We start from the raw sequence: 19434 nt of genomic DNA, 5'->3' as shown, positions 1-19434 counted from the left end.
CCGCCCTGGATGCCCGGGTCAAGCCTGGGCATGACAGGATGGGATTTCCGAAAGACCGTACAGAACCCCATGCTCTTCACCGACCGCCGGCAGCTCGTCCTGCTCCTGCTTCCCGCCGCGCTGCTGCTGGTCGTGTTCGCGCTCGCGCCCGTGGTCCAGGTCGCCGTCTATTCCTTCCAGGAAATCGATTTCGCCGCTGATACCTCGCGCTGGGTCGGCCTCGCCAACTACGCCACTTTGTTCGGCGACTGGTTCTTCCGGGTCGACATCGGCAACACGGTCCGGTTCGCGGTCGTCGCCTCGCTGCTCCAGGTCGGCCTCGGCACCGCGCTGGCCCTGCTGCTGAACCGCGAGTTCCGCGGCCGCGGCGCGGTGCTGTCGGTCGTGGTCTATCCGATGATGCTGTCGACGCTGGTCTGCTCAGCGATCTGGCGGTCCTGGTTCCATTACGACGTCGGGGTGCTGAACGGCGCGCTCGGCTGGCTCGGCCTGCCGCCGGTGGAATGGCTGTCCGACCCCGGCCTGGCGCTGTGGTCGGTGATGCTGGTCGACACCTGGCAGTGGACGCCGATGACGACTCTGATCGTCCTGGCCGGGCTGCAGTCGATCCCGCCCGAGGTGGTCGAGGCGGCGCGGACCGACGGTGCCCGCACCTGGGTGCTGCTGACCCGGATCGTGCTGCCGCTGGTGCGCGGCCAGGTCTTCCTGGCGCTGCTGCTGCGCCTGATCGACACCTTCAAGCTGTTCGACAAGGTCTATGCCCTGACCGGCGGCGGCCCCGGCAATGCCACCGAGACGATGTCGATGTATGTCTACCAGAAGGGCTTCAAGTTCTTCGATGTCGGCCTCGCCGCCGCCGCCTCGGTGGTGATGATGGCGATCGCCTGCGCCCTGTGCGCCGTCTATGCCGCCCAGGCGATGCGGGGCTCGGCCAAGTGATCCGCCGTTCCTTGCCGTATCTCGGCATCGCCCTGTTCGTGCTGGTCTTCGCCCTGCCGGTGGTGTGGATGATCGGCGCCGCCTTCGAGGACCCCGCCCGTGCCGGCCGTGGCTTCCTGCCGACCGTGCCGACCCTCGACAACATCCGGGCCGTGCTCGCCGACGGGTTCCTGGTGCGGCTGAAGAACACCGCTATCGTCGCCTTCGGGGCGACGCTGCTGTCGCTGTTCGCCGGCTTCCTGGCCGCCTATGCGCTGGCCCGGTTCCGCTTCCCGAAGCGGCTGGACGTGCTGTTCCTGCTGCTGGTGCTGGTGGTCAAGCTGATGCCGCCGATCGTGGTGGCGCTGCCGCTGCATGCGCTGCTGCTCGATCTCGGCCTGCTCGGCACCCTGTCCGGGCTGGTGCTGGTGTACCAGCTGTACACGCTGCCCTTCTGCCTGTGGATGCTGCTCGGCTTCGTCCGCGAGGTGCCGGTCGAGATCGAGGCGGCGGCGGCGATCGACGGCGCCGGGCTCTTGCGCCGCCTGTGGCACATCGTGCTGCCGCTGGCTCTGCCCGGGCTGGTGGCGACGCTGATCTTCGCCCTGATCCTGTGCTGGAACGAGTTCCTGTTCGCGCTCCTGTATCTGCAGCGCCCCAGCCGCTTCACCCTGCCGCTCTACGTCGCCACCTTCATCACCGAGGACGAGACGCTGTGGGGCCGGCTGATGGCGATCGGCCTCCTGTCCTCGCTGCCGGTGCTGCTGGTCGCCGGCTACATCCAGAAGCACCTGCTGCGCGGCTTCGCTCCCGGCACAAAGTAGCCATCCGCCGGTTCGGGTTGACGCTGCGGCCTCGCCGGGTCACAAGCCGCGCAGCGCGGGACGTGTGACGGAGCGGGCGATGAGCGAGCGGGACCTGACCGGGCGGGCGGTGGCGGATGCCATCCTGGCCGAGGTGGCGGCGGAGGTGTCGGCGCTGGGCGAGGCGCATTGGCCGCCGAAGCTGGTGTCGATCACGGTCGGCGACGAGAGCGCGGTCGACGTCTATGTCCGCAACCAGCGGCGCACGGCCGAAGGCGTCGGCATCGCCTTCGAGACCAGGCGCCTGCCGGAGCGGATCACGCAGGACGAGCTGCGCGCCGCCATCACCGCGTTGAACGCCGACCCGCAGGTCAGCGGCATCATCCTGCAGCGCCCGGTGCCGAAGCACATCTCGATCAAGGCGATGCAGACGGCGATCCATCCGCTGAAGGATGTCGAGGGCATGAACCCGGCCTCGATCGGCAACATCGTCTACAACGAGCTGGAGCTGGCGCCCTGCACCGCGCTGGCTGCGGTCGAAATGCTGAAGCGCACCGGCCTGACCCTGGCGGGGCTGGAGGTCGTGGTGATCGGCCATTCCGAGATCGTCGGCAAGCCGATCGCCTTCCTGCTGATGTCGGAAGGCGCAACCGTCACCGTCTGCCACCACATGACCCGCTCGGTCTCCATGCATTCGCGCCGGGCCGATGCGGTGTTCGTCGCCGTCGGCAAGCCGAAGCTGGTCACCGGCGACATGATCAAGCCGGGCGCCGCGGTGATCGACATCGGTATCAACGAGGTGCTGGACGACGCCGGCAAGAGCCGGGTGGTCGGCGATGTCGACTATGACAGCGTTGCCCCGGTGGCGGGCTGGATCACCCCGGTGCCGGGGGGCGTCGGGCCGGTGACGGTGGCGGTGCTGATGCGCAACACCATCGTCGCTACCCGCCGCCAGAAGGCACATTACGAGACCCGGCTGGGCGCCTCGACCTTCTGACCGCTGGCGCCCGGCCGCCAGCTCCCGGATGATGCGGTGGGGACGGTCGGGAGAGGGGTGATGCTGGAGCAGCTTCTGGTCGGGCTGGCGGTCAGCCTGGTCAACATCGCCGTGCACGCCGTGGCGATGCAGGCGATGCGCGCGCCGCGCCGCTGGGCGCTGGCGGCGCACCAACAGGCGCCGGCCCGAATCCTGGTCCCCGCCATGATCGCGACCGTGGCGGTGCTGATGCTGGCTCATCTGGCTGAGATCGGGATCTGGGCGCTGGTCTATGGCGCGCTCGGCGTCATCGAGTGGCGGGCACCGGGCGACGGCTTCTACTTCGCCTTCGTCAACTACACCACGCTCGGCTATGGCGACGTGGTGCCGGCTCCCCGCTGGCGCCTGCTGGGCCCGATGACGACGCTGAACGGCATCCTGCTGGCCGGCTGGTCCACCGCGGTGATCTTCGACACGCTGATGGCGATCTCCCGGCATATCCGGGAGCACGGGGAGAGCGGATCTGGTCGGCATTGAATTCGGATCGCCACTTCGTATATACGGTATATACGAGACGGAGGCGAGCGATGCTGACCCGGCTGTTCCGAAGCGGCAACTCCCTGGCCGTGCGCATTCCCAAGGAGCTGGCCTTCGCCGATGCGGCGCAGGATGTCGAGATCGAACGCCGGGGCGACAGCCTGGTCATCCGGCCGGTGGCCTCCCGTTCGCTGGCCGGGGTGGCGCAGGTCTTCGCGTCCTTCCCGCCGGGCTTCATGGCCGAAGGTCGGGAGCATCATGAGCAGAAGGAGAGGGATTGGGGTGGCGGCGCCTGAGCCATGCGCTACATGCTCGACACCAGCATCTGCATCCACCTGATCCAGCGCCGTCCGCCGCAGGTGTTGAGTCGCTTCGCCGCGCTATCCCAGGGCGATGTGGTGATGTCGGTGGTGACGCTGGCCGAGCTGCGCCACGGGGTCGAACGCAACCCATCGGCGAAGCCCCAGGCCGAGCAGGCGCTGGACCGGCTGCTCGACTTCATCCCGGCCCAGCCCTTCGACCCGGATGCGGCGATCCGCTACGGCGTGCTGGCCGCCGCCGTCAAAGATCGGCGCCGCGATGCGCTGGACCGCCTGATCGCGGCCCACGCCCTCAGTCTCGGAGTGATCCTGGTCACCAACAACGAGGCCGATTTCAACGTCTATCCCGGCCTGACAGTGGAGAACTGGGCGAAGGCCTGACCCGGCCAAGCGCATGCCGCCGCCGCAACCCTGTGGCGCAGGGAGGCCGGGTGCAAGCGGCCGGCCGCGGGTCTAAACCCGACATATGACGGCATCGGACCGAGTCCCTGACCAGCCCCAATTCGTGACGGAGCGGGATCCGCGGCTGCGCGTGATCATCCCGATGATCGTCGCCGTCGCCTTCCTGATGGAGCAGCTCGACTCCACCATCATCACCACCGCCATTCCGGACATGGCCGCCAGCCTGGGCACCACGCCGCTGCGGCTGAATCTGGCGGTGACGACCTATGTGCTGACCCTGGCCGTGTTCATCCCGGTCAGCGGCTGGTTCGCCGACCGGTTCGGCGCCCGCCGGATCTTCGCCCTGGCGCTCGGCATCTTCACCCTCGGCTCGGCGCTGTGCGGCATGGCCGACAGCTTCGGCATGCTGCTGGCGATGCGCGTGCTGCAGGGGCTGGGCGGCGCCATGATGACGCCGGTCGGCCGGCTGATCCTGCTGCGCAGCTTCCCGCGCGCGCAGCTGGTCACGGCCATGACCTACATGACCCTGCCGGCGATCCTGGGGCCGGTGATCGGGCCGCTGCTGGGCGGCGTCCTCACCACCTACACGTCCTGGCGCTGGATCTTCTACGTCAACGTGCCCTTCGGCTGCGTCGGCATCCTGGCGGCGCTGCGCTACTTCGAGGATGTGAAGGGCGAGACGGTGACGCCCTTCGACTATCCGGGCTTCGTCATGGTCGGGCTCGGCGTCGCCCTGCTGCAATACGGGCTGGAGAATATCGGCCGCCCGACCATCCCGGCCCTGGCGATCGCGGCGGTGCTGGCCGTGGCCGTCCTGCTGCTGCTGGCCTTCGGCCGCTATGCCCGGGGGCGGGCGAATCCGGCGGTCGACATGACGCTGTTCCGGCTGCGCTCCTTCTGGGTCGGCACCCTGGCGGGCGGGCTGTGCCGGGTCGGGCTGAACGGCGTGCCGTTCCTGCTGCCGCTGATGCTCCAGGTCGGCTTCGGCTTCAGCCCGGTGGTGTCGGGGTCGCTGACCTTCGTCAGCAGCCTGGGCGCGCTGCTGATCCGGCCACTGCTGTCGCCGATGCTGCGCCATCTCGGCTTCGACCGCGTGCTGATCATCAGCGCCGCGCTCGGCTCCGCCGCCATCGCCGGCTTCGCTCTGATGGAGCCGGACACGCCGCATTGGGTCTTGCTGGGCTACATCTTCTTTTTCGGCCTGCTGCGGTCGATGCAGTTCATGACCTCGAACACCCTGTCCTATGCCGACATGCCGGGCGAGCGGCTCAGCCGCGCCACCAGCCTGGGCGGGGTGCTGCAGCAGCTCAGCGTCAGCTTCGGCGTCTCGGTCGCCGCGATGCTGCTCGGCCTGGTCAGCTTCGAGACCCATGTACTGGCGCCGGAGCGCTTCCACGAGGCGTTCCTGCTGCTGGCGGTGATCCCGCTGCTGTCGATCCCCGGCTTCCTGTATCTGCGGCCGGAGGACGGGGTGCAGGTCAGCAAGCACGAGCGCCGGCCGCGCTGACTACGGTCGCTTCGGCGGCGGCTTTCCGCGGGGCGTCGCCGGCGCCTTCACCGGCCGGCGGTCCCGCGCCGGGGGCGGCGCGGGCGGCTTGCGCGGCAGGTCAGGCTGCCGCGGCGGCGACGGGGATCGAGAGCGTCGACCAGACATCGCGCAGGGCTTCGACCAGCCGCGCCATCTGCAGGTCGTCATGCAGCGGCGTCGGGGTGATGCGCAGCCGCTCCGCGCCGCGCGGCACGGTCGGGAAGTTGATCGGCTGGACGTAGATCCGGTGCCGGTCCAAGAGCAGGTCGCTGGCCGCCTTGCACAGCCGGGCGTCGCCGACGAAGACCGGCACGATGTGGCTGACCGACGGCATCACCGGCAGGCCCGCGGCGCGCAGCAGGCGCTTCAGCGTCGCCGCCCGCTCCTGGTGCCGCTCGCGCTCGGCGCCGCTGCCCTTGAGGTGGCGGATCGCGGCCAGCGCCCCGGCGGCCACCACCGGCGGCAGCGAGGTGGTGAAGATGAAACCCGGGGCATGGCTGCGCAGCGCGTCGACCAGCATGGCGGAGCCGGCGACATAGCCGCCCATCACGCCGAAGGCCTTGCCCAGCGTGCCCTCGATCACGGTCAGCCGGCGGGTCAGCCCGTCGCGCTCGGCGATGCCGCCGCCGCGCGGCCCATACATGCCGACGGCGTGGACCTCGTCGAGATAGGTCATGGCGCCGTGCTTGTCGGCGACGTCGCAGATCTCGGCGATCGGCGAGATGTCGCCATCCATCGAATAGACGCTCTCGAACGCCACCAGCTTAGGCCGGTTCGCCGGGTATTCCGACATCAGCCGGTCCAGGTCGGCCGGGTCGTTGTGGCGGAAGATCCGCTTCTCGCAGCCGGAATGGCGGATGCCGGCGATCATCGAGGCGTGGTTCAGCGCGTCGGAGAAGATCACGCAGCCGGGGATCAGCTTGGCCAGGGTCGACAGCGAGGCGTCGTTCGAGACGAAGCCGGAGGTGAAGAGAAGCGCCGCCTCCTTGCCGTGCAGGTCGGCCAGCTCGGCCTCCAGCGCCCGGTGGTAGATATGGGTGCCGGAGATGTTGCGGGTGCCGCCGGCGCCGGCGCCGCAGCGGTCCAGCGCCTCATGCATCGCCGCCAGCACCGCCGGGTGTTGGCCCATGCCGAGATAGTCGTTCGAGCACCAGACGGTGACGTCCGGCGCGCCGTCGAGCCCGTGATGGGCGGCGCGCGGGAAGGCACCGGCATGGCGCTCGAGCTCGGCGAAGATGCGGTAGCGGCCCTCGGCCTTCAGGGTGTCGATCGCCGTCCGGAATATGGTCTCGTAGTCCATTCCCACCATCTCGCCGTGCCACGGGCCGGAACCCGTCTGCGGAAAGTGTAGCGCATCTGTTGCCGTCGCGTGAAATGGCACCATAGTCGAACCATGCCGGCAAGCGAGGCCTGCGGCGGGTTCGGCGGCGATCCGCCGCACGAGGCGGATAAATTCACGGCCCCTGTCGGGATGTGCCCGGCCCACCCGTCCTAGGATCATCGTCAACGAAGGAGGCCGTCTTGGCCCAGCTCACGCAGAAGATCTCGCCGTTCCTGTGGTTCCTCGACGGCAAGGCCGAGGAAGCGGCCGAGTTCTATGTCTCGGTCTTCGACAATTCGCGGATCACCTCCGTGCTGCGCAACGGCGACACCATGTCGGGGCCGAACGGCACCCCCCTGACCGTCGGCTTCCAGCTCGAGGGCCAGGATTTCACCGCCATCAACGGCGGCGGGGATTTCAGGTTCTCCTGGGCGGTCTCCTTTGTCGTGCTCTGCGAGACCCAGGAGGAGGTCGACCGGTACTGGGACCGCCTGGTCGAAGGCGGCGGCAAGCACAACCAGTGCGGCTGGCTGCAGGACCGGTACGGTTTGTCCTGGCAGATCACGCCGAAGATCCTGCTCGAGCGGACCCACGATTCCGACCCGGCGAAGGCGGCCCGCGCGTTCCAGGCGATGCTGCAGATGACCAAGATCGATATCGCCGCCATCGAGCGGGCCTACCACGGCGACGCCTGAGCGCGTCACTACGGGCGTAGCCATTCCCTGTTGGGGAAACCCGACCCGTTCATGCGACGAAGAGTGTGCCCGGCGGGCTTTGCGCCCGCCGGGTTCGGCGGCATGATCCCAAGGCGTGGGGCGCAGCGACGGGTCTGGTTCGATGACGGTGCAGGACGTGGCCCGGGTGGCGATGACGCCGCGCGGCCGGAAGAAGCGCGAGGCGATCCTCGACGCCGGGGTCAAGGTCTTCATGGCCGAGGGCTACGCCGCCAGCATGGACCGGGTGGCGGCCGAGGCCGGCGTCGCCAAGCAGACCCTGTACAGTCATTTCGGCAGCAAGGAGGGCCTGTTCCACGCCCTGTTCGACCGCTACAAGCAGCAAAGCCTGCGGGTGCTCGACCCGGCGGGCGACCTGGCGACCGAGCTCACCGCCTTCGGCGAGGACCTGCTGCGCCGGATCTTCGATCCCGAGATCCTCGGCGTGCAGCGGCTGATGATCGCCCAGGCCGGCGCATTTCCGGATCTGGCGCGGATCTTCTACGACGCCGGCCCGGGCCATGTCCGCACGACGCTGGCGGCGTTCCTGCGCAACAGGATGGAGGCGGGCGCGCTCCGCTCCGACGATGCCGCAGCAGCGGCGGAGGATCTGATCGGGCTGCTGCAGGGCGGCCGGCGGCAGCGTCACCTGTTCGGGGTCGAGCCGGCGCCGGAGCCGGCGGAGCTGCGCGGCATCGCCGAACGGGCCGTCGCGGTGTTTTTGCGCGCCTATACAACACGTTAAGTTCACATTCCGAACCCTTGTTTCGCCGCATTTGCTGCTTACTTCGGAGGACGAAGGGGCACCGACGGAGGAAACAGATGGCGAAGTTCCGCTATTGGGGCGTGTCGGTTCTCCTGAGCCTGGGCCAGGCCGACCTCGCCGTGGCGACGGAGCGGCCACCCTATGACGACGCCCTGGCCGCCTATCTCGGCTCGTCCCGCGCGGCCAATGACGACACCGCCCTGGCCCCGCTCTATTTCTACCGGCCCGACAGCTTCGGCCGGGTCACCTTCATCGGCGATGTCGCGCCGGATGCGGTGCCGTCCTGGCGCGGCGTCGCCATCGACGGCGTCTGGCAGCCGGCGGTGACGCCGGACGACCTGGCGCCGCTGCTGCTGCCCGACACCGGCTGGGCCGCGGCGGACGAGGCGACGCGCGAGGCGATCGCGGTGCGCTGGGTCGAGGAGATCGTGCTGGCCGGCGAGGTGCTGCGCAGCGGCGCCGACCTGGTGCCGCCCGCGCCGGACGGCGCCATCGTCCCGGCCGCCGCCCGCACCCTGCCCGACGGCTCGATCGAGGTCAGCGGCTGGGTGTCGCATCTCAGCATCGCCGGCGAGATCGCCGACCCCTTCACCGTCCGGCTGGCGCCGGACGGGACGGTGCTGACCTAGGCTACTCCTCCACCCCCAACTCCTGCCCCACCAGCGTGACCCAGTAGGTCGAGCCGAGGGCCAGGATCGCGTCGTTGAAGTCGTAATGCGGCGTGTGGACGTAGTGGTAGCTGCCGTCCGGGTTGACGCCGTTGCCGATCATGATGAAGGCGCCGGGCCTCTTCTCCAGCATGAAGGAGAAGTCCTCGGCCCCGGTGATCGGGGCGATGTTGGTCGCCACCTTGTCGGCGCCGACGATCCGCGACGCGACGCCGGCGGCGATGTCGGTCTGCTCCGGGTGGTTGATCAGAGGCGGGTAGCGGCGGTCGTAATGCACCGCGGCGGTGCAGCCATAGGTCGCCGCCAGCCCCTCGGCGGTCTCGCGCAGCCGGCGCTCGATGGTGTCGCGCACCTTGGGGGAATAGCTGCGGGCCGTGCCGCTGACCACCACCTCGGGCGGGATGATGTTGGGCGAGCCGGCGGAGCCGCCGGAGATGTGGCCGACGCTGATCACCGCCGGCTCGACCGACGGGATGTTGCGGCCCACGATGGCCTGGGCCGCCAGGATGAAATGCGCCAGCACCACGGTCGGATCGGTCGCCAGATGCGGGGCGGAGCCGCCATGGCCGCCGGTGCCGCCGAAGGTGACGGTCCAGGTGTCGGCGGCCGCCAGCATCGGGCCGGGACGCAGGCCGAATTCGCCGACCGCGCGGCCGGGGTTGTTGTGCATGCCGTAGACGGCGTCGGCCGGGAACCGGTCGAACAGCCCTTCCTCGACCATCAGCCGGCCGCCGCCCTGGCCTTCCTCCGCCGGCTGGAAGATGAAATGCACGGTGCCGGGGAAGTCGCGGTTCTCCGACAGGTAGCGGGCGGCGCCCAGCAGCATGGCGGTGTGGCCGTCATGGCCGCAGGCATGCATCTTGCCGGGCACGGTCGAGGCATAGGGCAGGCCGGTCTTCTCCTCGATGAACAGCGCGTCCATGTCGGCGCGCAGCGCCACCGCCCGGTTGCCGGGCCGGGTGCCCTTCAGCGTGCCGACCACGCCGGTCCTGGCGATGCCCTCATGCGTCTCGATGCCCCAGCCGCGCAGCGTCTTCGCCACTAGGGCGGCGGTGCGCACCTCCTCGAAGCCGGTCTCCGGATGGGCATGGATGTCGCGGCGGATGGCGATCAGCTCGTCCTCATAGCCCTTGATCTCGGCCAGGATGTCCTTCGGCTCGGCGGTCACGGTCGTCCCTTCCGGTTGTGTCATTTCGGGTAGGTAGGACATTTGCAGGTTTTTCATCCTGCGCCCAGGGGTGCCGGACAGGCTCCGCGCACATCGGTTGCGTTCCGGCCCGCGCCGCGCCAGGATCGCGCCCTTCGTCGGGGAGGCCCGCTTCATCGGGGGGAATGCCGCGTGATCCTGGATTTCGGCTCGATCAACATGGATTTGGTGATGGCGGTGACGGCGCTGCCGCGGCCCGGAGAGACCGTGCTGTGCGATGGCTACGTCACCAAGCCGGGCGGCAAGGGGTCGAACCAGGCTGTGGCGGCGGCGCGGGCCGGGGCGCGGGTGGCGATGGCCGGCGCGGTCGGCGATGACGGCTTCGGCCAAGTGATGCGCGCGACCCTGGCCAAGGAGGGCATCGACACCGCCCTTCTCGCCACCAGCGACCGGCCGACTGGCGTCGCCTATATCTGCGTCGACGCCAAGGCGGAGAACTTCATCGCCGTCGGCAGCGGCGCCAATCTCGGCGTTCGGGCCGACCAGGTGCCGGACGACCGGCTGACGCCCGACACCCTGCTGATCCTGCAGATGGAGCTGCCGCCGGAGCAGAACTGGGAATTGCTGCAGCGCGCCCGGGCCCGTGGCTGCCGCGCCATCCTCAACGTCGCCCCGGCCGCTCCCGTGCCCGAGGCGGCGCTGCGCGACCTCGACCTCCTGGTGGTGAACGAGCATGAGGCGCTGGCGATCGCCGGCGGGCTCGGCCTCGAGACGTCCAGCCCGCGGGCCGCGGCCCAGGCGCTCAGCGGCCGGATGAACCTCACCTGCGTCGTCACCCTCGGCGGCGCGGGCGCGATTGCCGTTGGTCCGGGCGCCGACTTCGCCGTGCCGGCGCTGCCGATCCAGCCGGTCGACACCACCGGCGCCGGCGACACCTTCACCGGCGTGCTGGCCGCCGGGCTCGATGCCGGGCTGCCGCTCGACCAGGCGCTGCGCCGGGCCTCGACCGGCGCTGCCCTGGCCTGCCTCGCCCTCGGCGCGCAGGAAAGCATGCCGACCGCCGCGGCGATCGACGCCGCCCTGCCGCGGCTCGGCCCGACCACGCCGATCGGATAGCAGCCGGCCTACGTCTCTTCCGGCTCGGTGGTGAACAGCAGCGGATAGCCCAGCTTGCGGGCGGCCTCGGTCGCCCGCGTCGCCTTGGTCTCGGCGATCTCCTTGGGATAGACCGCGATGACGCAGACGCCGCGCCGATGCGCGGTCATCATCACCCGATAGGCCTGGTCTTCGCTCATCCGGAACTCGCCCTTCAGCACCACGACCACGAATTCGCGCGGCGTGTAGTCGTCGTTCAGCAGGATGACCTTGTGCAGCCGCGGCCGCTGGGTCTTCGGCCGGGTGTCGATGCGGGGCTTGCTCGTGGTGTCGCTCATCGGCTGCTCCTGGCTGGCGCCGCAGCGGAAAAACGGCCGCAGCTTGTCACGCCCGGCGCTGCCCGTCCATCGCCCGGGCAGCGGCCGGTTGCCGCGCGAATGGCGCCTGCGCCACCGCGCCGGGTTGCCCCGGCGGCGCGGACGGACCAGTATCTGGGTTTCCAGCCAGCGCAAGACGAGACCGACCGATGCCCGTCATCAATTCGATCGCCGCCCGCAAGGAGGAGATGACCGCCTGGCGGCGCGACCTCCACGCCCATCCGGAGCTCGGCTTCGAGGAGGTGCGGACCTCGGCCATCGTGGCGGAGAAGCTGGCTTCCTGGGGCATCGAGGTGCATCGCGGCCTGGCCAAGACCGGGGTGATCGGCGTGCTCAAGGGACGGACCGACGGCGGCCGCACCATCGGCCTGCGCGCCGACATGGACTGCCTGCCGATGGACGAGGTCAACGACTTCGCCCACAAATCCACCGTGCCCGGCAAGATGCATGCCTGCGGCCATGACGGCCACACCACCATGCTGCTCGGCGCCGCCCAGTATCTGGCGGAGACGCGGAACTTCGACGGCACCGTGCACTTCATCTTCCAGCCGGCGGAGGAGGGCGGCGGCGGCGGCGACGTCATGGTCAAGGAGGGGCTGTTCGACCGCTTCCCCTGCGACGAGGTCTACGGCCTGCACAACTGGCCGCTGATGCCGGCCGGCACGGTCGGCGTGCGGCCCGGCCCGATGATGGCGGCCGCCGACATGTTCGAGATCCGGATCCGCGGCGTCGGCGGCCATGCCGCGATCCCGCAGGCGGCGAAGGACCCGGTGGTGATCGCGGCCCAGCTGGTTGGCGCGCTGCAGACCCTGGTCAGCCGCAACGCCAACCCGATGGATGCGGCGGTGCTGTCGATCACCCAGATCCACACCGGCAGCACCCACAATGTGATCCCGGACGAGGCCTATCTGAACGGCACGGTGCGGACCTTCCGGCCCGAGGTGCAGGAGATGATGGTCGCCGGCATCCGGCGCATCGTCGACGGCATCGCCGCCGCCTTCGATGTGTCGATCGACATCGACTACCAGTACGGCTACCCGGCGACGGTGAACCATGCCGAGCAGGCCGAGACCGCGGCGCGGGTGGCGGAGACGGTGGTCGGCGCGGGCAATGTCCAGCGTGACGTCGAGCCGTCGCTGGGCGGCGAGGACTTTGCCTATCTGCTGAACGCCCGGCCGGGGGCCTATCTGTTCCTCGGCCAGGCCGGCGGCGCCTCGGGGGCGATGATCCACAACCCGCATTACGACTTCAACGACGAGGTCCTGCCGCTCGGCGCCTCGCTGCTGGCCGGCCTGGTCGAGAGCCAGCTGAAGGCGGGGTAATCGCGCTTCCGGCGCTTTGCGTGGCCTCTCCCGCTTGCAAGGCCTCTTCACAGCATCGTCGTTTGAGCCGGCTTATCCCTTTTATCCTCCCCTCCCCTTGCGGGAGGGGGAGGATGATGGGGCTGGCTCGTGCGGGAACTCACGCCTCGATCGCGAACACCGGCTGCGGGTCGGCCAGGCCGCGGATCGGGTGGGCGCCGAGCGGCTCGGCGACCCCGGCCCAGGCCTGCCGGAACGGCTCGGAGCACACGCTCGGCCGGTCGAGCTGCTTGGCCAGGCCTTCCAGCCGGCTGGTCAGGTTGACCGCCGGCCCCAGCACGGTGAAGTCCAGCCGGTCGGGGCTGCCGATATTGCCGTACAGCACCGGGCCGAGATGCAGCGCCGCGGCGAAGGCCACGGGATCTGGTCCGGCGGCCAAGCCCTGGCGGATCGCCCGCACCGCGCCGACGGCGGCGTCGCAGGCCGCAGCGGCGCCGCCGGCCTGCTCGACCGGAAAGATCGCCAGCACGCCGTCGCCCATGAACTTCAGCACGTCGCCGCCGCGGTCGACGATGGCTTGGGCCACGGTCTCGAAATAGCGGTCCAGCACCGCCAGCACGGCGGCCGAGCTCAGGCGTTCGGACAGGGCGGTGAAGCCGCGCATGTCAACGAACAGGATCGCCGCCTCGACCGCGACCACGTCGCCGCGGCGGATCGCGCCCTCCGCCACCCGGTCGGCCGGGCCGATTCCGAGATAGGTGCGCAGCAGGCTGGCGGCGGAGCGGCGCATGGCGGTCGGCTCCATCGCCGCCGCCAGCGGGTGGCGCAGCCACTCCAGCAGCGCCGCCTCGTCGTCGCCGAAGCCGCCGGGCCGGTCGGTGACGAAGCTCGCCACCTGCACGGTGTCGTTGCCGTAGACGATCGGCACGGCGACATAGTCGGTGCCGCCGGCTTCGGCCAACTCGTGAAACACGGCGTGATCGTCAGGCCCTAGCCCGGCCAGGCGGCGGCGCAGCGGCTCGCGGCTGCGGATCACCGCCTCGAACGGACTGCCGACGAAGGTGGCGGTGGCCAGCACCTTGCGGTCGATGACGTAGCTCTCGCCGCCCTTGTCCGGGGTCCAGACCACGCCCCAGGCGCTCAGCAGCGGATGGGTGATGCTCTGGCCGATCCGCACCCGCTGCAGCGGCACGCCGGCGGCGATCAGGCGGCGGCAGAAGGCGTCGACCAGCGCCACCGGGTTGGTCAGCAGCCGGCCTTCGGCCACCAGCCAGTCCGCGACATCCCTGCCGTCCTCCGCCACCGCCATGGGATCGTCCCCGTTCAGGGGTTCCGGCGGATCAGCCGCCGGCCTGCCGGCGCATCGCCTGCAGCAGCCCGTCGATGTTGCCGCCGTTCTGGGCGATCACCGAGGCGAACTCGTCGCGCTGGGTCACGCTCATGCTGACCCGGGCGACGATGACGTCGACCACCTTGTAGCCGCCGCCGGCCTGGCGCACCCGCCAGTCGACTTGGATCGGCGGCCCGTCCTTCTGCCGGATCTCGGTCGCGACCAGGGTGTCGTTGCCGTTGCCGACCGCGCGGGTGCCCTTCACCACCAGGGTCTCGCCCTGGTAGTTCTGGAACCGCCGGGAATAGGTCTCGACGATCATCCGCTCGAACAGGTCCATATATTCCTGCTGCTGCTGCGGCGTGGCGCTGTTCCAGTAGCGGCCCAGCACGAAGCGGCCGATCGTCGGCAGGTCGAAGCCCTGGTTCAGGATCCGGGTGAACTCGGCCTTGCCCTGCGCCGTTGCGGCGCCGCCGGCCTGGAGGATGCCGATCGCCCGCTTGGCCATGTCGTCGATGAAGGTCGCGGCTCCATCGGCCTGGGCCGAGGCCGGTCGCGTCAGCCCCGCCAGCAGCAGCGAAGCCGTCGCCATGGCGCCCGCGGTCAGCACCGTCCGTCTGTTGATCATGTCTCGACCTTTGTTGTTCTGGGATACCCCGACCCCCGCCGCCTTCCCTGGCCGGGACCAAGGCCCCCAACGGCGGCGGGAGGCGGGATTATAGACGAAACGCAGCGGCGGTCATGGGGCAAGCTGTCCCGGCGGTCAATCCCGCTTGCGGCGCCCCAGCAGCGGCAGGGCGCCGACCGCGATGCCAGCCACCAGCGCCGCCAGGGCCAGCTTCGGCGCCGCCTTGGCGGCGGACAGGCCGAGACCGGCGGCGACGCCCTCCAGCCCGGCTCCGGCGGCCGAGGCCGGGGCTGCAGCGGGCCGGCGGCGTGGCCGGCGGCCGGCCAGGACACCGATCAAGGCGACGATGGCGGCGAGGCCGAGCACCACCAGCCCGACCACCAGCGCGGCGCCGGCGGGGCCGAGCTGCGGCAGCAGCAGGTAGAAGCCGGACCAGGCCAGCAGCACCAGGGCGATCACCGCCAGGGCGAGGGCAACCAGGAACAGCGCCGCGGCGATGCAGGCCCGTCTCAGCGCCTGGCCGAGCCGGAGGCGCTGTCGGGCGGCGAGGGCGCCCAGCAGGGCGACGCCGAGATCGGTTTTCACCCCCGCCTCAGCGGTCCAGCAGCTTGCCGATCACGAGGCCGACGCCGAAGGCGACGAGGACGCTGGTGAAGGGGTTCTGCTCGATCCGCTGCTCCAGCGCGGCGATCCCTTCCTCGCCCTGCGCCCGCGCGCTATCGGCGAAGTGCTGCGCCCGCTCCTTGGCGGTCTGCGCCGCGTCATGGGCCGCCCGGTTCAGCCGGGCGCCACCGGCCTTGGCCTCGGCGGCGGCGGTGTCGCTAAGGGTGCGGGTCAGCGCGGCGATGTCGTCGCGGATCTTGCCGAGATCGGCGCGCAGCGTGTCGAGCTCCTGGTCCAGGTTCCGCGTGGCCATGTCTGTTCCTCGCTCCAATGGTTGCGTTGGCGGACGCCACAAAAGCAAACGGGGACAGAGGCGACTCTGTCCCCGATCGATATAACGTCAAACGAGGCGCCGGGAACTGCGGCGCCTCGTTTCGTCCGTCAGCCCGGCAATCAGCAGCGGCCGCCGAGATTGATGGTCCGGCAGCTCGTCGCCGCGCCACCGACCGCGCCCACGGCGCCGCCGATCAGCGCGCCCGTGGCGGCGTTGCCGCCGGTGATGGCCGAGATGCCGGCGCCGGCGCCGGCGCCGATCAGGCCGCCGGACAAGGCCCGGCCGCCCGTATCACGACCGCACGCCGCAAGGGCCAGCGCGGCCGCGAGCACGATCATGGTGGGTTTCAACATCGTCTTCGTCTCCATTTCAAGCGCCGGTCGCAGCCGAGCACTTCACCGTAAAAAAACGGGCCGTCCAGCAGTTTGTTCCCACGGCCAGTGGTGACCAATTAGCGGCCTGGTGATGGCTTTTCCAAGGCTGTTGTCGTAAAAGGCGGCCCGCAGGCTGTCGTACCCTCTCGGCGCCGCAGTTGCGGGTTGGAATCGTGCGGGGCCCATTCCAGGATGGGGCCCGGGATGGGGCCGATGACGTCGGGGCAGGATATGAGGTCGAGGAACCGAGCCGGCGTCGCTTGCCACCGCCGCCGGCTGCCGCCGCGATGAATCTGCTGTCGCGCCTGTTCCTGCTGGTCGCCCTTGCCGTCGCGCCGGGCATCGCGCTGCAGGGCTACAACGAATATGCGTTGCGGATCGCCCGCACCAACGAGATCCAGGACGATGCGATCCGCCTGGCCAATGTCGCCGCCGGGGCGCAGTTCCGCATCGTCGACGGGGTCCGCCAGCTGCTGGCCGCGATGGCTCGGGTGCCGGCGATCCGCGAGGGCCAGGGCGGGCGCTGCACCGAGGTGGTGGACGAGCTGCGATCGGAGGTGGCCAGCCTGAACGCCATCGCCGTGGTCGATGCCGACGGCAACCTGCTGTGCGGCGCCAATCTCACCGCGGCGATCTCGGTCTCGGTCGGTCATCAGGGCTTCTTCCAGCGTGCGCGGGAGATCCGCGGCTTCGCCGTCGGCGGCTTCGCCACCACCGACGCGGTCGGCGTGAAGGTGCTGCACGTCGCCTACCCGATCTTCGACGGGGACACCTTCCAGGGCGCTGTGGTGGCGGCGATCAGCGTCGACGCCATGGCCAAGGCGATCACCGTCGACACCGAATCGCGCAATGCGGTGATCATGATCGCCGATCGCGCCGGGGTGGTGATGACGCGCCTGCCCGGGCCGGATGGGCCCTGGGTCGGCAAGCAGCTGCCGAACAAGTTCCTCGACCTCCTGGCGTCGCAGCAGGCCGGCTCGATCACCAGCGGCGCGATCGACGACACCATGCGGATCTACGGCTACGTGCCGATGCGGTCGGAGGAGCTGGACCTGTTCGTCCTGGTCGGCATCGACCGGGCCGCGGCCTTCGCCACCATCGACGCGGCGACGCGGCGCGGCGTCGCCCTGATCCTCGCCGGCCTGCTGGTCTCGCTCGCCGCCGCCGGCATCGGCGGCCGGCTGTTCCTGCTGCGGCCGATCGATCGGCTGCTGGCCGCCGCCCGCGACTGGCAGCGCGGCCGGCTCGACGCCCGCGTCCGGCTGCGCCACAGCCGCGACGAGTTCGGCCGCCTGGCCACCGCCTTCGACGCCATGGCCGAGAAGATCGAGGAGAACCTGAAGCAGAAGGACCTGCTGCTGCGCGAGATCAACCACCGGGTCATGAACAGCTTCCAGCTTCTGTCCAGCCTGTTCGGGCTGCAGGCGCGCCGGGCGCAGAACCCAGAGGCTAAGCACGCCCTGGCCGAGGCGAACGACCGGATCCAGGCGCTGGCCATCGTCCACCGCCGGCTCTACGCCAATGCTGCGGTCGACCGGGTCGAGGTGAAGGAGTACCTGACCGGGCTGTGCGATGACCTGTCCCGCGCGCTGCTGCCCGAGAATGGCGGCGTCTCGATCGCGATCGAGACGGCGCCGGCCGAGCTGCCGCCGTCGCGGATCGTGCCGCTCGGGCTGATCGTCAACGAGCTGGTCACCAATGCCGTGAAATACGCTTTCCCCGACCGCCGCGAGGGCAGGGTGGAGATCCGGTTCCAGCCGCGGGACGACGGCTGGCGCCTGGAAGTGGCCGACAACGGCGTCGGCCTGCCAGAAGGCAAGATGCCGGCGAATGGCACCGGCCTCGGCATGGTGGTGCTGCAAGCCCAGGTGCGCCAGCTCGACGCCGCCATCGACATCGACAGCGGGCCCGCCGGCACCCGCTTCACCATCGACATCCCGGCCCCGCGCGACCCGGAGGCGTGAGGGCGGGGATCAGCCTGCGCTCCCCTCCAGCGCCTGCAGCAGGTTGGAGACGTTGACACCCAGCGCGTCGACGGCGTAGCCGCCCTCCATCACCGTCAGGGTCGGCACGCCAAGGCCGCGGCCCAGGATCTCGCCCATGCGGCTGAAATCGTCGCTGGTCAGCTTGAACTGCGAGATCGGGTCCTCCTGGAAGGTGTCGGCGCCGAAGGACAGCACCACCGCATCCGCGCCGTAGTCGCGGATCCGCGCCAGGGCGGCGTCCAGCGCCTCGCGATAGCGGTCCCAGATGGTGCCGAACGGCATCGGCAGGTTGAGGTTGAACCCCTCCCCGACGCCCGCGCCGCGCTCTTCGGCATAGCCGAGATAATAGGGGTATTCGACATTCGGGTCGGCATGCAGCGACACGAACAGCACGTCGTCGCGGCCGTAGAAGATCTCCTGCGTGCCGTTGCCGTGGTGGTAGTCGATGTCCAGTACCGCCACGCGGGCGGCGCCGTTGTCGCGGAACCACTGCGCCGCCACCGCGGCGTTGTTGAAGAAGCAGTAGCCGCAATAGACGTCGGTCGAGGCGTGGTGCCCCGGCGGCCGGCACAGCGAGAACACCGGCCTGCCGTCGCGCGCCACCAGCTTCGCCCCGGTCAGGGCGACGTCGACCGAGCTCAGCGCCGCGCGCCAGGTGCCGGCGGTGATCGGCGTGCCGCAGTCGCTGGCGTAGTAGCCGAGCCGGCCGTCGATCGAGGAGGGCACGACCTGGCGCATGTTGCGCACCGCCCAGTTGGTCGGCAGCGCGTCGATCTCGCCATGCTCGGCCGTCCAATCGTCCCAGGCGGTCTCCAGGAAGCGGATGAAGTGGGGAGCGTGCACCCGGGCGATCGGGTCGGTGCCGAAGCGCTCCGGCGCCCGCACCTCGCCCAGGCCGACGGCCTTGATCTGCGCCAGGATGGTCTCGGCCCGCTCCGGCTTCTCCACCACCGGGATGAACCGGCCGCCGGTCAGCTCGACCTTGCCGTGCTGCAGCCGGTGGTCCTCGGAATAGATCGTCAGCATCGCGTCCCCCGCTCGGTCCCTGTCGCCGCCGACGATAGCGGATGCGGCGCGGCGCCGGAACGGGGAACGCCCTACTCCGGCCGGCCTGCGGCTTCGGTCGGGGGCGGGGCGGGCGGCTCCGGGGCCGGCGGTGCCGTCCGCCGGGCGCGGCGCTGCCGCAGCCAGCCGCGGATCCAGGCGGCGATCTCCGACAGGTTCTGGAACACCGGCAGCTTCGGCTGGGCGCCGCGGCTCGGCTCCAGCGCCAGCCCGACCTCGGTCACCTCGTTCTCGTCGTCGACG

At 70.2% G+C, this 19434-nt stretch carries 23 protein-coding genes; 13 read left to right on the top strand and 10 right to left on the bottom strand.

Annotation, left to right across the window (positions count from 1 at the left end; all coding sequences use genetic code 11):
- The first annotated feature begins 69 nt into the window (after positions 1 to 69).
- From FFK22_RS19650 to FFK22_RS19620, 7 genes are all read left to right on the top strand, one after another.
- Positions 70 to 939: a carbohydrate ABC transporter permease gene (locus FFK22_RS19650; RefSeq protein WP_138889594.1), complete on the top strand. Its 870-nt coding sequence runs from the start codon at positions 70 to 72 to the stop codon at positions 937 to 939.
- Positions 936 to 1742: a carbohydrate ABC transporter permease gene (locus FFK22_RS19645; RefSeq protein WP_221938712.1), complete on the top strand. Its 807-nt coding sequence runs from the start codon at positions 936 to 938 to the stop codon at positions 1740 to 1742. The genes FFK22_RS19650 and FFK22_RS19645 overlap by 4 nt, the downstream gene beginning before the upstream one ends.
- A 79-nt stretch (positions 1743 to 1821) precedes the next feature.
- Positions 1822 to 2718: a bifunctional 5,10-methylenetetrahydrofolate dehydrogenase/5,10-methenyltetrahydrofolate cyclohydrolase gene (locus FFK22_RS19640; RefSeq protein WP_138889595.1), complete on the top strand. Its 897-nt coding sequence runs from the start codon at positions 1822 to 1824 to the stop codon at positions 2716 to 2718.
- Positions 2719 to 2778: 60 nt separating this feature from the next.
- Positions 2779 to 3234 (top strand): potassium channel family protein, encoded by a 456-nt coding sequence (locus FFK22_RS19635; RefSeq protein ID WP_138889596.1) that lies wholly within the window; start codon positions 2779 to 2781, stop codon positions 3232 to 3234.
- 50 nt (positions 3235 to 3284) lie between these two features.
- Positions 3285 to 3530: an antitoxin gene (locus FFK22_RS19630; RefSeq protein WP_138889597.1), complete on the top strand. Its 246-nt coding sequence runs from the start codon at positions 3285 to 3287 to the stop codon at positions 3528 to 3530.
- Between the two features lie 3 nt (positions 3531 to 3533).
- Positions 3534 to 3935, top strand: coding sequence for a type II toxin-antitoxin system VapC family toxin (locus tag FFK22_RS19625; RefSeq protein WP_138889598.1), 402 nt, complete (start codon positions 3534 to 3536; stop codon positions 3933 to 3935).
- 124 nt (positions 3936 to 4059) lie between these two features.
- Positions 4060 to 5463, top strand: a complete 1404-nt coding sequence (locus FFK22_RS19620; protein ID WP_221938711.1) for a DHA2 family efflux MFS transporter permease subunit — start codon at positions 4060 to 4062, stop codon at positions 5461 to 5463.
- A 100-nt stretch (positions 5464 to 5563) separates the two neighbouring features.
- Here the strand turns inward: FFK22_RS19620 and hemA are convergent, their stop codons facing one another.
- Positions 5564 to 6784, bottom strand: a complete 1221-nt coding sequence (gene hemA / locus FFK22_RS19615) for a 5-aminolevulinate synthase (RefSeq protein WP_138889600.1) — start codon at positions 6782 to 6784, stop codon at positions 5564 to 5566.
- A 221-nt stretch (positions 6785 to 7005) separates the two neighbouring features.
- Between hemA and FFK22_RS19610 the strand changes: the two genes are divergently transcribed.
- The 3 genes from FFK22_RS19610 to FFK22_RS19600 all read left to right on the top strand — a co-directional run bounded on the left by FFK22_RS19610 (position 7006) and on the right by FFK22_RS19600 (position 8913).
- Positions 7006 to 7500: a VOC family protein gene (locus tag FFK22_RS19610; protein WP_186002549.1), complete on the top strand. Its 495-nt coding sequence runs from the start codon at positions 7006 to 7008 to the stop codon at positions 7498 to 7500.
- Between the two features lie 142 nt (positions 7501 to 7642).
- Positions 7643 to 8263 (top strand): TetR/AcrR family transcriptional regulator, encoded by a 621-nt coding sequence (locus FFK22_RS19605; protein ID WP_138889601.1) that lies wholly within the window; start codon positions 7643 to 7645, stop codon positions 8261 to 8263.
- Positions 8264 to 8340: 77 nt separating this feature from the next.
- Positions 8341 to 8913 carry a hypothetical protein gene (locus tag FFK22_RS19600; protein WP_138889602.1) on the top strand — a complete coding sequence of 191 codons (573 nt, stop codon included), beginning with the start codon at positions 8341 to 8343 and terminating at the stop codon, positions 8911 to 8913.
- Between the two features lies 1 nt (position 8914).
- Here FFK22_RS19600 and FFK22_RS19595 read toward each other — a convergent pair whose 3' ends face one another.
- Positions 8915 to 10120, bottom strand: coding sequence for a M20 aminoacylase family protein (locus FFK22_RS19595; protein WP_221938710.1), 1206 nt, complete (start codon positions 10118 to 10120; stop codon positions 8915 to 8917).
- 171 nt (positions 10121 to 10291) lie between these two features.
- On the opposite strand from FFK22_RS19595, the gene FFK22_RS19590 reads away from it, so the two are divergent.
- Complete coding sequence (locus tag FFK22_RS19590) at positions 10292 to 11215, top strand: ribokinase (RefSeq protein WP_138889603.1); 924 nt, start codon at positions 10292 to 10294, stop codon at positions 11213 to 11215.
- An 8-nt stretch (positions 11216 to 11223) separates the two neighbouring features.
- Here the strand turns inward: FFK22_RS19590 and clpS are convergent, their stop codons facing one another.
- Entirely contained in the window at positions 11224 to 11532 is a 309-nt protein-coding gene (gene clpS, locus FFK22_RS19585; protein ID WP_138889604.1) for an ATP-dependent Clp protease adapter ClpS, read from the bottom strand.
- A gap of 188 nt (positions 11533 to 11720) precedes the next feature.
- On the opposite strand from clpS, the gene FFK22_RS19580 reads away from it, so the two are divergent.
- Entirely contained in the window at positions 11721 to 12893 is a 1173-nt protein-coding gene (locus FFK22_RS19580) for a M20 aminoacylase family protein (protein WP_138889605.1), read from the top strand.
- A gap of 139 nt (positions 12894 to 13032) precedes the next feature.
- Here FFK22_RS19580 and FFK22_RS19575 read toward each other — a convergent pair whose 3' ends face one another.
- The 5 genes from FFK22_RS19575 to FFK22_RS19555 form a co-directional block, all read right to left on the bottom strand.
- Positions 13033 to 14181, bottom strand: coding sequence for an adenylate/guanylate cyclase domain-containing protein (locus FFK22_RS19575; RefSeq protein ID WP_138889606.1), 1149 nt, complete (start codon positions 14179 to 14181; stop codon positions 13033 to 13035).
- 31 nt (positions 14182 to 14212) lie between these two features.
- The gene (locus FFK22_RS19570; protein ID WP_221938709.1) at positions 14213 to 14830 is read right to left on the bottom strand and encodes a phospholipid-binding protein MlaC; all 618 of its coding nucleotides are present in this window, start codon (positions 14828 to 14830) and stop codon (positions 14213 to 14215) included.
- A 135-nt stretch (positions 14831 to 14965) separates the two neighbouring features.
- A complete protein-coding gene (locus FFK22_RS19565; RefSeq protein ID WP_138889607.1) occupies positions 14966 to 15415 on the bottom strand; it encodes a hypothetical protein in 450 nt (149 codons plus the stop codon).
- Between the two features lie 7 nt (positions 15416 to 15422).
- Positions 15423 to 15746, bottom strand: coding sequence for a YqjD family protein (locus tag FFK22_RS19560; protein WP_138889608.1), 324 nt, complete (start codon positions 15744 to 15746; stop codon positions 15423 to 15425).
- Between the two features lie 140 nt (positions 15747 to 15886).
- Positions 15887 to 16135 carry a hypothetical protein gene (locus FFK22_RS19555; RefSeq protein WP_221938708.1) on the bottom strand — a complete coding sequence of 83 codons (249 nt, stop codon included), beginning with the start codon at positions 16133 to 16135 and terminating at the stop codon, positions 15887 to 15889.
- Positions 16136 to 16428: 293 nt separating this feature from the next.
- Here FFK22_RS19555 and FFK22_RS19550 point away from each other — a divergent pair, with 293 nt between their 5' ends.
- A complete protein-coding gene (locus tag FFK22_RS19550) occupies positions 16429 to 18105 on the top strand; it encodes a sensor histidine kinase (protein ID WP_138889609.1) in 1677 nt (558 codons plus the stop codon).
- 9 nt (positions 18106 to 18114) lie between these two features.
- On the opposite strand, the gene FFK22_RS19545 is transcribed toward FFK22_RS19550, so the two are convergent.
- Together FFK22_RS19545 and FFK22_RS43080 are read right to left on the bottom strand one after the other, a co-directional pair.
- Entirely contained in the window at positions 18115 to 19152 is a 1038-nt protein-coding gene (locus tag FFK22_RS19545) for a histone deacetylase family protein (RefSeq protein ID WP_138889610.1), read from the bottom strand.
- A 71-nt stretch (positions 19153 to 19223) separates the two neighbouring features.
- Positions 19224 to 19434, bottom strand: a 211-nt coding sequence (locus tag FFK22_RS43080; RefSeq protein WP_221938707.1) for a hypothetical protein, incomplete at its 5' end; no start/stop codon positions are given.

The organism is Mycobacterium sp. KBS0706 (genome assembly GCF_005938675.2).
GTDB lineage: Bacteria > Pseudomonadota > Alphaproteobacteria > DSM-16000 > Inquilinaceae > Inquilinus.
The sequence above is the reverse complement of the archived record's forward strand: the minus strand, read 5'-3'. Positions and strand labels throughout refer to the sequence as shown.